Source organism: Chryseobacterium sp. MYb7 (assembly GCF_002979455.1).
Classification (GTDB): Bacteria; Bacteroidota; Bacteroidia; order Flavobacteriales; family Weeksellaceae; genus Chryseobacterium.
In genome coordinates, this window is sequence record NZ_PCOU01000001.1 from 79,899 (window position 1) to 93,735 (window position 13,837).

General features: G+C 36.2%; 13 protein-coding genes. 7 read left to right on the forward strand and 6 right to left on the reverse strand.

Translation table 11 applies throughout. The features are described 5' to 3' along the window. Positions 1-48: 48 nt before the first annotated feature. From CQ046_RS00435 to CQ046_RS00450, 4 genes are read right to left on the reverse strand one after another with little or no spacing between them, the layout of a single operon-like run. Positions 49-375, reverse strand: a complete 327-nt coding sequence (locus tag CQ046_RS00435) for an SUF system Fe-S cluster assembly protein (protein ID WP_034691980.1) — start codon at positions 373-375, stop codon at positions 49-51. Positions 376-378: 3 nt separating this feature from the next. After that, the gene (locus CQ046_RS00440; RefSeq protein WP_105700373.1) at positions 379-1,080 is read right to left on the reverse strand and encodes a 3'-5' exonuclease; all 702 of its coding nucleotides are present in this window, start codon (positions 1,078-1,080) and stop codon (positions 379-381) included. A gap of 17 nt (positions 1,081-1,097) precedes the next feature. Continuing rightward, positions 1,098-1,445, reverse strand: a complete 348-nt coding sequence (locus CQ046_RS00445; protein WP_105700374.1) for a tRNA-binding protein — start codon at positions 1,443-1,445, stop codon at positions 1,098-1,100. Next, positions 1,442-1,951 carry a hypothetical protein gene (locus CQ046_RS00450; protein WP_105700375.1) on the reverse strand — a complete coding sequence of 170 codons (510 nt, stop codon included), beginning with the start codon at positions 1,949-1,951 and terminating at the stop codon, positions 1,442-1,444. The genes CQ046_RS00445 and CQ046_RS00450 overlap by 4 nt, the downstream gene beginning before the upstream one ends. Positions 1,952-2,235: 284 nt before the next feature. On the opposite strand from CQ046_RS00450, the gene CQ046_RS00455 reads away from it, so the two are divergent. The 7 genes from CQ046_RS00455 to CQ046_RS00485 are packed head-to-tail and all read left to right on the forward strand — an operon-like array spanning position 2,236 to position 11,693. Next, positions 2,236-5,889, forward strand: coding sequence for a hypothetical protein (locus tag CQ046_RS00455; RefSeq protein WP_105700376.1), 3,654 nt, complete (start codon positions 2,236-2,238; stop codon positions 5,887-5,889). A 32-nt stretch (positions 5,890-5,921) separates the two neighbouring features. Further along, a complete protein-coding gene (locus CQ046_RS00460; protein WP_105700377.1) occupies positions 5,922-7,418 on the forward strand; it encodes a hypothetical protein in 1,497 nt (498 codons plus the stop codon). 15 nt (positions 7,419-7,433) lie between these two features. Then, entirely contained in the window at positions 7,434-7,913 is a 480-nt protein-coding gene (locus CQ046_RS00465) for a hypothetical protein (RefSeq protein ID WP_105700378.1), read from the forward strand. A gap of 60 nt (positions 7,914-7,973) precedes the next feature. Next, complete coding sequence (locus tag CQ046_RS00470) at positions 7,974-10,196, forward strand: hypothetical protein (protein WP_105700379.1); 2,223 nt, start codon at positions 7,974-7,976, stop codon at positions 10,194-10,196. Between the two features lie 2 nt (positions 10,197-10,198). Next, positions 10,199-10,567 (forward strand): hypothetical protein, encoded by a 369-nt coding sequence (locus CQ046_RS00475; RefSeq protein WP_105700380.1) that lies wholly within the window; start codon positions 10,199-10,201, stop codon positions 10,565-10,567. A 56-nt stretch (positions 10,568-10,623) separates the two neighbouring features. Further along, positions 10,624-11,172 (forward strand): hypothetical protein, encoded by a 549-nt coding sequence (locus tag CQ046_RS00480; RefSeq protein ID WP_105700381.1) that lies wholly within the window; start codon positions 10,624-10,626, stop codon positions 11,170-11,172. A gap of 50 nt (positions 11,173-11,222) precedes the next feature. After that, entirely contained in the window at positions 11,223-11,693 is a 471-nt protein-coding gene (locus CQ046_RS00485) for a hypothetical protein (RefSeq protein ID WP_105700382.1), read from the forward strand. Between the two features lie 111 nt (positions 11,694-11,804). Here the strand turns inward: CQ046_RS00485 and CQ046_RS00490 are convergent, their stop codons facing one another. Both CQ046_RS00490 and CQ046_RS00495 read right to left on the reverse strand, forming a co-directional pair. After that, positions 11,805-12,815 carry a trypsin-like serine peptidase gene (locus tag CQ046_RS00490; RefSeq protein ID WP_105700383.1) on the reverse strand — a complete coding sequence of 337 codons (1,011 nt, stop codon included), beginning with the start codon at positions 12,813-12,815 and terminating at the stop codon, positions 11,805-11,807. Between the two features lie 73 nt (positions 12,816-12,888). Then, entirely contained in the window at positions 12,889-13,734 is an 846-nt protein-coding gene (locus tag CQ046_RS00495) for a caspase domain-containing protein (RefSeq protein WP_105700384.1), read from the reverse strand. Positions 13,735-13,837: the final 103 nt, after the last annotated feature.

Genomic DNA, 13,837 nt, shown 5'->3' on the forward strand with positions numbered 1-13,837 from the left:
AAAACCCCGAAAAAATCTTTCGGGGTTTTATATTGTTAAGAGTAAAAATTAAAGCATTCCCAGCTCAAACTTTGCTTCTTCGCTCATCATATCCTTATTCCAGCTTGGTTCGAAAGTAAGCTCTAAATCTACACTTTTTACGTTCTCTACTTCAGCCACTTTATCTTTTACTTCCTGAGGAAGGGTTTCAGCCACAGGACAGTTGGGAGTAGTAAGTGTCATTATAATTTTTACGTCAGCATCATCGGAGATCTGGACATCATAAATCAGCCCTAATTCGTAAATATCTACCGGAATTTCAGGGTCATATACGGTTTTTAACACACCAATGATTTCCTCACCAATGTCAGCAATTTGATCGTCTGTAAATTTCATTTTTTAATCTAGATTGATATTCCTTTTCAACAAATCTTCCTGACGCATACGCCGGAAAATATTTGCCAAAGTTAAGACATCTTTTTCACAATAGTCAACAATTCTCTGCAAGTCTTTTTCTATGTAGTAAATTGATGAAACCATTGAGCCATCTATATCATCTTTCGGAGTAGGAATTCCAAAGATATGCGCCAGCAATTCGAGAGATACAAAACTCTTATAATCCCCAAATTTCCAAAGCTCCATCGTATCTATATGAGGAATTTCCCATGGTTTTTTCCCGAACATCTGAAAAGGTGCCGGGGGTTGCATTCCATTGATTAAATACCGCCTTGCAATCCAAGGAAAATCAAATTCCTTTCCGTTGTGGGCGCAGAGAATCACATTGTAAAGCCTTGGGCTGTTGAAGATTTCTCCAAATTCCTGAAGCATTTTCTTTTCATCATGCCCGGAAAAGCTTTTTATTTTTAACGTTTCATTCTTTTCAACCATTCCGATGGTGATGCAGATGATTTTTCCAAACTCGGCCATAATACCGGCTCTGTCATAAAATTCTTCTGCAGAGACCTCTTCTTTACGCTGAAATTTTGTTTTTTTATCCCACAGATGCTGATCGGTTTCGGATAAATCGTCCCATGATCCGGCCTGCGGAACGGTCTCAATATCAAGGAATAAAATTTTTTCTAAAGGTATGTTCTGTATCATATGTGTTTTGTTGGTGTCTATCCTACCTGCATTCCGTTTTTTGTTGGTAATGACGGGGCTAAAAGCGTAACATCTTTTTTGTCCTCACCATATAATCCCAGCACAAGACATTCACTGAAGAAATTGGCGATCTGTTTTTTAGGGAAATTCACAACTGCTAAAATCTGTTTTCCTACCAGTTCTTCTTTTTCATAAAGAGAGGTAATTTGTGCGGATGATTTTCTGATTCCCAGGTCTCCAAAATCTATTTCCAGCTGGTAAGATGGGTTTTTAGCTTTTTCAAAATCATTCACAGAGATGATGGTTCCGCATCTGATGTCTATTTTTTCAAAATCTGCCCAAGTGATGTCTGGCTTTACTGTCATGGTAATTCGTTAATTAAATGTTCTACTTCTGTTTTCTGTTCTGCATATTTTTGTTGTAACACAGAGCCTTCACCCATTCTTTTGTAATATTCCAGAGCTTTTCCCCCGAAGAATTTTTTATGAAAATCAGAAACTTCCGGTATTTGTGGAAAAACTTTGTGAAAAAGCATCTCATAATACGCCTGAAATTCTCTTTCATTTTTGTCTTCAATGACCTGCCCCGGAGCTTTCTGTCTTACATGAAGCATTTCGTGGGCAACCATATTCAAAACAAGGTTCAGGTCAAAATCAAATAAATTTCTTGGAATCATGACCGTCTGTGGCCCTCCCAGATCACCTTCTGCAGTGAGAAGCATTGAGGTAGGAGATAATTCCTGCCTAAATCCGAATCCTGCAAAGTTTTCATGTTCCAGATTAAAAGAATGGATCAGGTATTTAGCAGCATCCAGAATCTGATCATGTTCTTTATAAGCTTCAAGGTGTAAATTGATCTGTTCGAAATTCATCTGAAATATGTTTTATAACAAATGTATTAAAATATTGAGAATACTAAGGTTTTTGTACCCAAGGATTAACATAAAATAATCTTTTTTTATACGTCAAGTTTTGTCGCTTCTCTGATGGATATTTGCTTCAGAAAAACACAACATATGAAGCTAGACTTAAAAATCTCAGGTGGACATCCTTTGCCGGAAACCACCTAAAAAAATAAGGCTAAAACCTGAAGACATTCTACTAAAAAGAGCTTCAGATCTCAACCTATTTTAAAAACAAGCACAAATTTACACAAATGAACAATATGGAAAATAATCCTACAGGCGCTCCTGTAGAAAATACACCATCACAGACGCTTTTCAGATTTGTAAGCCTTAGAAGCCCTGAATTGTCTGATGATACCAAACAAGATAAAAGATTCATAGTTATTCCTCAGGATCTGAAAAATGACACTACTTTTTACGTCCCGGTTGTTAATGGAACTGAAGCGAAGCAAAAGCTACTGCAGACGTGCGCTGCCAGTTTTGTAAATAATCCTAAGCGGATTTCTCCGGATTCAAACAGCCAAAATAGTTTAGAAGGGTTTAAAAGAACCTATAAAGCTTATTATACATTCGGAACATGGCTGGCAAAAAATAAAAATACATGTACATATGAAGAGGTTGTTGCTGAAAAAGATGCCTTATTTCCTTCACAAACACCTCCTGTAGGACCTCGTCTGATTGATTTATGGAATAATTTAATTTATCAGGTTGTTAGTCAAAAGGATTTTTACGTGAAGGAAGTGATGATGCAGCAGTTATTGGCTCAGCATATCCTTACTGTTTTAAACGAAGGAGAAATGATGACAGCTCTGCAGGCAAGAGTTATTTTACCTAAAGAGCTAATGATGGAAGATGAGTCTCTTTCTTCATCACAAGCAGTATCAAGAATTGCTGCTGAGGGACCTAAGGAAACTTTTCCTACACAGGAAATGAAAAAGCAGCAGCTTATTTCTGCAGCAAAAATTAAACTTGACAAATACGAAGCTTTAAAGAAAAACCTTTCTACCATTGAAAGACAGTATAAAACAGAGTATCAGAGAGATTACAAAATAAGAGAAGAATCTTACCAGAATGAGATCGCTCCTATTATTGAAGAATATAACAGAAAAGTGGCAGAGAACATAGATAAATACTGCCAGGTAAGAACCCCGGACGTAAAATATGATCCTATAGATCCGTGCCAGCAGATTCCAGGTATTCCTGACCCGGTATTACCCAAATTCAGCTTTCAGTTCAGAGATGAAATAGAAGCAGGTTCTTTGTTAAGAGCCATAAAACCTGAGAATTTAGACACGCTATTTGATGTTTTAGGATATGACTTTGAGACAGATGCTGCAAAAGAACGTTCAGATTCATTCAACTCTGTAGATCTTGATGTTTTGTTAGAGGGTAGAAATACCTTTTCAGAGATTGGCAGCTTAATGAAAGATGCTATAGCAAAAGCTAATAATATTATTGTTGAAAATACAGATACGGATTCTGAAGCCTATACCAGTATTGGAGGGGTTTTAATTCCTGTTGCGAGAACCATTGCAGTTCCCTTTACTTATCAGATTTGTCCGAAATATGTTTATAAAGGATTCACTTTTGACATCGCACTTACCGTTCCGGACTCATCTTGGGAAGTGAATAGTATCTCCTATGATCTGACTCCTGAGAATAGTTCAATAAATATTAGCGGCGATTATTTTGTAAAATCCAGATCAGGAAATACCATTTTCCTAAATGACCTCTGTATGCCTGGGTTAGACTTTACTATCATACAGGATGCTTCTTTAAGTGCTAAAATTATGTTCACAAATGGAAAGCTGGCCAATATTTTTATCAATAAATTACAAGCCAGAGCCTGTTTGTCTGATCAGTTTTTACTTGAAATGGACGAAACAGAACCTGTGGAAACGAATGATGAAGAAAATAACTTCATTCCATCAGGATTTGGATTTAAGCAACTGGGTATTGCAGACTATTTGAAAGTGGAGCAGACCACTCATGCTTATGTTGAGGGTGAGGTAGCTCATATCGAGAATATCATGGCAAGAGAGTACCGTGAGAAATCAACAAGAAGATTAAGAAGAACCGAAAATACTACAACCACATCTTCTGATACTGAAAGAGAACAGCTTACAGATACTACAACTGCGACCCGCTTTGAAATGCAGAATGAAATCTCAAAAATGATGCAGGAATCTTCAGAGAATAATATGCAATTTGGTATCAATGCCGGATATAAAATGGGAGATGCAAGTATCAATACGAGTTTGGGACTGGGAAATGCCAGTCATAGCTCCAGAGATGAAAGTACCAGACAGGCGGTTAATCAGGCTCAGGATATTACAGCCAGAGCAATGGACAGAATTGTGACCAAAGTTCACGAAGAAAGAATTGAAAAGATTATTGAAGAATTTGAAGAAAACAATTCTCATAGTCTCGATAACAAAAAAGGAGATAAGCATGTCGTTGGAGTTTACAGATGGGTAGATAAGCTGATGAAAAATCAGATCTATGATTATGGTAAACGTCTGATGTTTGAGTTTATGATTCCTGAGCCTGCAAAATTACACTTGTTGGGAATGGCAAAAAGTAAGCTCATTAAACCCGAAGATCCAAGAACTTCCGAGGCAATGCCAATGAAAGATTTTACTGCACTTTCCAACGAAGCAACATTGAAATACTGGATTAGCAAATACAATGTGGAAATTGAAAACTTTCTACAAAATACCATTAAAGTAACAAAAGGCTTTGCCTATGGTAAAGATCAGGTTCCGGATGTAGGGAGTAGCAATCCGGCAACAACTAGTTCGGTGGGATTAAAGGATGTTGTAAAAATTCCTGAGGGATATATCAGTACAGAATACTCTATAAGTGGTGGTGGAAAAGAATTTGTCAGTTCGGTGCTTAATATTAATATAGCAGATCAGCGTATTGTTGAAGGTCTTTCAACATCCGGTTTTAGCAAAATGGGAAGTTTGGCGGGATATACAGGTGAAGTAGCTGTAAGTATTGCAACAGACAGATTTTACTCTTTTGAAACTTCTCTTACCATTACATGTGTACTTACTGAAGATGCTAAAAGACAATGGCAGTTAAAAGTTTTCAAAGCGATTATTGATGCCTATGAAGTGGCTTTGGTAGAATATAACAATTCTGTTTCTGGAGAAGAAGATAAGGCTGTCGTAATCAATGGTTCAAATCCTAATTTCTACAGACAGATTGAAAATACAATCCTTAGAAAAAACTGTATTTCTTACATGGCAGACAGAGCTTCAAACGCCGTTCATGGTTATGGCTTATCAGGGTTAACCCAGGGAAGTTCATTTGCAGATTATGAAACCAGATTGTCTAAAGATCTGGATAAGCATACCGCTTTCGTAAAATTTATGGAGCAGGCCTTTGAATGGGAAAATCTGTCCTACTATCTGTATCCTTACTATTGGGGAAACAAACAAAACTGGTTAGATCTCTACCAGGCGGAAAATACAGATCCTGTTTTCAAAGCATTTTTGCAAAGTGGTATGGCAAGAGTAGTGGCTACGGTACGCCCGGGCTTCGAAGATGCAGTACAGTTTTATCTGGCCACCGGAAAGATTTGGAATGGAGGAGAAGTTCCAGTTATTGGTGATGATCTTTACTTGTCTATTGTAGATGAAATGAAACAACCAAAAGGGAAGAAACATGGTAAAGCCTGGATTACAAGACTTCCTACTTCTCTTAATATTCTTCAGGCAGAAAGTATTGGTTTGAAAGTCGCTCATGCACTGCCATTTACGATAGAAAATCCTGATGATTTTGAAGTTCCTTCCGAAGTTATTACAGAAGACAGATTCAATTTCGCCCAGAATACCAATCTTTTAGGAAGCTCATCGGACGATCCATCTGAAAATGTTATTTCAGGAGACTGGGTATAAATTATAATTATTAATCAAAAAACATAAATGATATGCCTATTATAGGAAAAATTATTAGGGTAAATACCTTACCCACAATAGATAAAAGAGAATCAAATGTTATTTATCAGGTGGCTGCACCGGGTTCTCCCACTTATACGGACTACGCTGTTGATGAAAACGGGGATCTAAAAACACATGCCGTTGTTGACGGAACGATTCCATTAGAATTAGCGGATAGCAACATCAGTATTTCAGACACAGATCTTTTGTCAGAAGGAATATTAAGCCAGGCTCAATATAATGTCAGCACAAGAGAAAAGCTTGATCGGAAGTTAGAAATTCCTCTTACAGAAGGAAACGCTCAGGATTATCCGAAAATTATTGGCGTAAACAATAATGGAGAGGTGGCCAAACTTCCGGCAGGAGATTTGGGTAAAAATATAGCAAACTCTTCTTTAACTACGGTTGCCGGCTCAGGATTGACTCTTGGTGCTAACTGGACCCTCAACACTTCCGGATTTTATTATTCGGTAACCGGGCTGAGTGATAAATCTGCAGATACAACTTTTAACAGAATGATGGTTCAGAACCCGTCCGGGCAGCTTTCGTGGAGTAACGGAAAAAATATGATTTCCAACTATCCACTCCTTCTGACTGATGCTGAAAAAACAACATGGAGAAACCGTATGAAACTTTCTACCGAAAATTATTCTACCGGAACACCCAGAATAGACGTGTTGCTGCTTCCGTTTATTGACAATTCAAAAAACTTTATTCAGTACACCACATTAGTGGGATTAAATCTCTTTGTGGATAATGTTTCTTCCAACGCTTACATCAAAGTGAAAAGGGTAAAAGACATCAACGGTGTCAACCTGGCAGTCCCTGAAGAATATAGTGTAGATAATTTTACTGTGATGCAGAATTTTCCCAATAATTTGAATTTTGGGATCAACTGGAGTACAAAGCCACAGGGATATTATAAGGTATTTGTTACCCATAATGGGTTAACAAATCCCAGCTCACCAGAGCTCATTGTAAAAGCAGGACTTACTTACAGCAAGTTTACGGGAATTGCTAATTGGACTTCAGTAACGGGCAACTCAACAATCACGGATACTTCTATCTCAATTGGGCAGGGCTCTACCGCACAAACGGATAATTTAATTTCCATCTCGGATATTAATGCAGGGTTTATGGTTTCTTTTACCGTTAATAATAGCCAAAGTAACTATGGAGCTAATTTCGTGGGATCTTTTTATGGAGGAATCCGTGGAGATGACGGAGTATTTTATGGTTTTTCAAATTACGGAGGAGATGGAAGCTGGATTATTTATCAGGGCAATCTTTTGCCAAACCGAAATGAAACCTTTCACATCGCTTATTATAACGGAGTTGTATATGTGATTGCGGAAAGTAATGGTGTGACTTATCAGCAATTTAATTCCACCTTTAATCTACAGCCAAGAAGATTTTATCTCTCAAGAGGAAGTGGCGGCCAAGGGTCACTAACAATGAATATACTTGGAAAAATATTATTCTCTTAAAAAAAATAAAAAATTATGAACGAACATTTAATTATACCGGAAAATATTAAGGAAATCCTTAACAGTATTGAAAACACACCATTAAGCCTTGCAGAGCTTCCCTTAGAAGCACATCCAAGACTTCCCCAATTCGAAAGACATATCCGCGTGCTGGATATTGATGCTAAATCTAAACAGCAGTTTATCAGCTTCAGATATGAGCAGATTCTGAAAGATAGGGAAACGGGAGAAGTGGTTAACATTCCGCTTCCAACTCCGGAATGGATCATCTATAAAGAGACCTGGAGCTCCCTTCGTGACGGAGACAACCATCTTATAAAACTCCCTGTTGTAGAACCCGAAGGTGATATGACTACTGATCTGGTGAAAGTACCGAGCTATCAGTATATGCTTTGGCTGTTGAAAAACAATAAAGCAGGTTTTACAGAACTTCTGGCTTCCTATCTGGATGAATTTGTGGAAAAACACAAAGAGAACCTGGATGCACTTTCTTAGGAAATATTAATCACTGGCAGAGCGTAAAGCTCTGCCTTTATTCACCATAAAAAACACAAAATGAGTTTAGAAATAGTAAATAATCCCTTATTGGGAGAGATTCCGGCTTTTCTTCCGGAAAATAAAAACTCTCTTTCTTCGGGATCAGCTTTCCCCGCCCGGGAATCTCCATCGGAACTAAAACAAAAAACCTCAAGACAAATTGCCAATACCTATTATGGAGGAAAACCCATTGCAGAAGGTACTGGGTTTCAAATCTATTCTGATGATCCTGTATTGGGCGGTAATATTGAAGAAGTAATTGTCTACAAAAGCAGATTCAGCCAGACCATAGCCGGCATTAATGTTGTTCTTTTTGCCAGTAAAAACGGAGTATTTCTTTTACAGCGTTATTTGGAAGCTTTACCCAATAGCAATGAATTGATTCTTTTCCTGGAAATTGATGACCGCTATAACCAGAACACAGTAATGCGAGCTGTAGCGGGAGCTGGGCTTACAAATAAAAAAGATATGCCTTTTGCAGAGATCCTCAATTTTACGAGAGAACATGCCGTAAGCGTAACCCCAAAATCACTTAAAAACCTTATTGAAAAAGGGATTTACAGGAATAAAGTAGATTTTATAAGCTGGTTTTTGGGTCTTAAAGATGCAAGTATTGGGGAAATATTCAGTTTTTTTAAACAGCAAGCTTTAGAAGCCGCTTCAAATTTCTTTACAGAAGGAATTGCTGAGAATATTGTGAAACTAAGAATTTCAGAGAACGGATGGAATCCCAATCCGAAAGAAGGAGAATACAATCCTACCTTTATTCCGGAGGTCTTTTATAAAGAGATCAGAGATTTCTATGAACATAAAGCATCTCAGAACCCTTATGAAAATCTTGCGGGCCAGAAAAAAATCAATGCTAAAATTGTAAAATCATTATTTGAAAACATTAATGAAGTAAAAGATGATTTTAATAGTCTGCTGAGCAACGCTGAAACTTTTTTCCCTGCTTTTATCTATAAAAGGATCAACAAATCCCTGACCTTCTTTTTTAACCAGATTGACAAACTGGAGAAGTTTATTGCACATCCGCTTACCGGAATGCAGCATATTGTCTACAGAAACTATCAGATTGCCAATGCCTTTCTGTGCGGTATTTATAATAGCCTGGTTGATATTATTGCCGGAATCTTTTCCATCATCGGCTTTATCTTCAAAGCAGTCGCTGCCATGGAGAAAGTGAACGACCGGCAAGTGGAGTATGGCGAGATGTTCCTGGAACTGATGGAAGACCTGCTGGAAGGTATTCTGACTTTTGATTATGTGGAGTTCTTTAAGGAATGCATTACGTTTCAGCTAAAAACCATCGTCCGTCTGGTAAAATGGGTAGAAAAAAATCTTCCTAAGATCACACTGGAAAAAGCGGCCTATTATTACGGGTATATCATTGGGATTATCATTGATATTATTGTGGAAACACTTCTTACAAGTGGAACGGCGGCAGTAGTCAAGCTCGCCAAATCTGTAGAAAGTTTTGTCCTGAACCCTTTGGAAAAGATTACCAAAGCAATCACAACAGCAGAGAACACTCTCAACAGAATTATAGAATTTATTCGAATGATTCTCCGGGAATTTAAAAAGGGATCAAAAGAAATTTTTTCTAAATTAGAAAAGATTTTAAATGAGGTCTTTGGTTTTGGCGAAGAGGTTGCGGATCATGGTTTGTCTCCTGCGGAGAAAACGGTGAAGGATAAGAATAAGAAGCGTGAGATAAATAAACTTAATAATGCAAAAAAAGCGCAAATAAGGAATGATAAATTTAACTCAAAAGCAGATCCCGTTGCAGATTTATTAGGAAATGCATCAAGATCACATCCTGAAAGATTAAAAGAGATTATAGCTGATTTAAAAAATAAAAATGTGGAGATCATTTATAGATTAGATGAAGCATTAGGATATTCCCCTGGATTAAGAGAAGGAATACCGGGACAAATTATAATTCATGAGAATGCGTCCATCTCTGCTTGGGAGCATGAATATATACATTTTTTAAATGATGAAGAAAGAGGTTTCTTGGGTATGAAATCATTGTATGATTCAAATTATAGGGTATTAACTGAAGTAAACGCATATACGAAAGAAGTAGAATTTGTAAAATCTTTAGGTAAAAATAATGATAGCATAATAAAACAGTTAAAGCAAAATTTCTTCGAAGAGTTTAAATATATTATTGAAAACTTTGGAGATATAACGAATGCAGATTTAATAAATAAGATAAAAAACTTTAAAAATTTATAAAAATGGGACATATTTTACCACTCAATCTAACTGTAGAAAAAATGAGTGACATTGATTTAGAAAAGAATTTTGTAAAGAAGCCAGTTATTTTTGGTAAGCAAAATTACTATCCCGTATTTGCAAAGAGAATAGATAAATTCAAAGATTTTCTTTTTTCAGAATTAATTGATGTTAATAATATTGATGATTTTGTGATGGGAGGTGTAACTACTTCATGGTTGATTGCTATTGCGATATTAGATTACTCTGATAATGAATTTTATAAAGCAGAAATGGTTACATTAATTAAAGAAAATTGGGATGAAGAAAATTTTAAAAATTTCCTGAACTATATTAAAAATGAACAACCGTTCATAGAATATTTTAAATAATTTCGACAGCTTTTAAAGAGGGGATGATTGTTTATTTTAACTAACTGGAATAAATTATGAAAAAAATATTAGTACTAATTATTTTACTGTCAATTAAAGGCTATTCAGCAAAAATAAATTTTAAAGACCCTAACTTTAAAAGTAAACTTTTACTTGAAAATGTAGCGAAGGATATCAATGGAAAATATATCATTATTGATCAGAATAACGATAAAGAAATAGACGAAAATGAGGGCGAAAAAATATTCTATTTAGATATTTCCAATTCAAAAATTAAAAATTTAGATGGAATTAAAAATTTCAAAAATTTAATCTATTTGAATTGTACTAATAATTCTATTTATCAAATTGATGAGTTGAACTATTTGGAAAACCTTACTGATCTAGAAATAGAAAATAATTCCATTGAAATATTTAGTTTAAATAATAAACAGAAACTGAAATCAATAATGGCAGAGAAATCTGGTATTAAAAATGTAAAATTAGAAAATTGTCTGTCGTTGGAAATAATTTTATTTGCCAATAATCAAATTGAGAATATAGAAATTTCTTTCTCTCCTCTTTTAAAAGCAATTTCTGTTGAAATAATAAAATCAAGAAGATAGAATTAACTAATTTTCCGGTTGTACAAGATGCTTTTTTACAGAACAATGAATTGAGAGAAGTGAATGTCTCAAATTGTTACTATCTGGAATCACTAGATATTGAAAATAACAAAGTAGAAAAGATAACTTTTGAAAATAATTTTAAGCTCAAATCTATACTTGCTGCCAACAACCAATTAAGAGATTTAAATATTACAGAATTGTCAGCATTGGAAAACTTAGATTTAGATTCAAATATGATATCTTCACTAGATGCAATAAAAAATATACGATTAAAAAATATTTATCTAAATGAAAACAAATTAAAGTTGTTGAAAATTAGCTCGGTAAATATTGATGGAATTAGTTTTTATAATAATCCTTTGAAATCTATATGTATTGACCCAAACATAAAAAAGAAAATAATTTCCAGTTTAAAAGAAAATAACATAAAAGATTGCAAGATTATCACTACGTGCAATTTTAAAACTGTAGAACCTAATGAAGATGAGATCTTTAGAACGACAATAAAATCTAAATAAAAATATATTTGTTTGTTTATAACCCAAAAAATTACAATTGATTTTATTCATAAATAAAATTAAAGCTCCGGCCGCCTTAAAGGCGGCCGGAGCTTTAAACTAAAAAATAAATTAAGGATGTTCATTTCTCGCTCTGATGACCAGATTTACCAAATCCGAGCCGCCACTTGCAAAATTATCACTTGGATTATGCGCGCTTTGAGTAGCCACAGCATACGGAGAGCCGTCCCAATATCCCCAGAAAGGACCTCCGCTTTGTCCAGGCCATATATCTGCTTTATGGCTCATGCTTTCGTTATCATCAGCACTCCAGAAATCACCGTCCAGAGCAATTCCTGTCTGGTAGGTTGGTCTTTGAGTTCCTGTAAGGTCTCCCGGATATCCGGCGTGAGTCCAGTAAGCACCTCCATCCCAGGAATCGGAGTATGATTTTGAGCCTAACCAGCCTGTGCTGTTTCCGATAGGTCTGTCTAATACAATCACTACATAATCATATTGGATCTCTGTAGAATCAATGGTAGGGCCTGCTACCTTATACTTGTAATAGGTTAATGTACCCCAAGCCGTTCCGTAAGGAGCGCTTCCGTTGTAATACATTGGTGTGAATTTCAGCCATCCTGTCGTATTATTAGGCTGCCAGTCTACAATATGAGAGCAGGTAAGAAGGTGTCTTGGTCCGATCATCACACCGCTCCCTGATCCTAAAGAACTTTCTACTCTTCCAACACATCTCCACGGATAGGCTGTAGAATTATATACTTTTCTTTGATCTGCTCCAAAAATAGTTCTTGCATTTTCCGGAGTCAGGAAAGAATCTCTTTCAATGAATTTAGGTTTACGGTCTCTTTTAGGTTCCAGTTTTGGGTTGTATTCAAAATCAGCATGGGTAGGGTAGAAATGGTCAGTTTCCAGCGCTCTGTTTTCTGCTGTTTTTTCATCCATAGGCATTCCTATTGTTTTCATTCCTTTAGGGAACGTTCTTCCGTGAATAGTTTCCATAGCCGGAAGCTGGCTGAATAATTTTTCAATTACAGATGGTTTTTCAGTTGATTTTGCTTTAACGGTTCTAAGTCTTAAAACCTCTTCAGCGGTCATGGGGTTGTTGTTTTCAATTTTTGACATGATTATTATTTTTAATCTAGTGTGTTCCTACTCTTTTAATGGCTTTTCGGATTCCGCCGGTATAGTTTTATGGTTAAGTGAATATTTTTTGTGAAAATTCTGCAGTAATGCTTTCAGTCTGGTTAATTTGAGCAGCTCCCATCGCAGCTAAAGCAATGGCAACCTGCTTATCGAGTGTTTTTCGGACGATATTACCATTGGTAGCACGCAATATTTTACAGAAGTGGTAAGTGAAATACCCTCGTATTTGTCCGCTGATATTTCCTTCCATAGACACCTGATTGTCTTTTGCTGCTGCCCATAACGTATGATTCATTCCGGCAACAGGGACTAATGCTTTAGTCAATACAGTTGATTTTTTTGAACTTTTAGAAGCTTCCATTTCACTGGCATACGTCAGATAAAATTCATCTTCAAGCATTGGTGGAATATAACGGGCAGTTTCGTTGAGAAGATCTGCTTCTAATCCAAGATCCATTTTTCGGGTTCCTGTTCCGGAATAACAGCAGTCGAAAATAACTTCCATATTTACTCCGGCTTTTAGCTTGCTGAGAACGGTTTTAAAATCATCATCACGAATGACTCCGTTATTGGCATAATCGTGAGGACAAATCGCTTCGTCTAAGCCATCCAGTTCCAGATCTGTTCCGATATTGGCCACTCTGGTTCCGTGTCCGGAATAATAAAAAACAAGAGAATCTCCTTTTACGCTTGTACTGATCATGGATTTCAGATAGTTCAATATATTCGCTCTGGTGGCATTTTGATTGGTCAGGATTTTAATCTTTGCCGGACTAAAACCACAGATAACCAAGGTGTTTGCCATATCTCTCGCATCATTTACACAACCATTAAGATCCGGACCTCCATATCCGATGGGTGCATAATCATTAATACCTACGATAAGTGCTTTTTTCATTGTATTAGTTTTAAAAATATTCCCTACTCTGTTTCGGCTTTTCGGGTTCTGCCTTTTGGTGTTTTCTTCTATGACAAAATTCAGTCATTCTGAAGGACAAAAA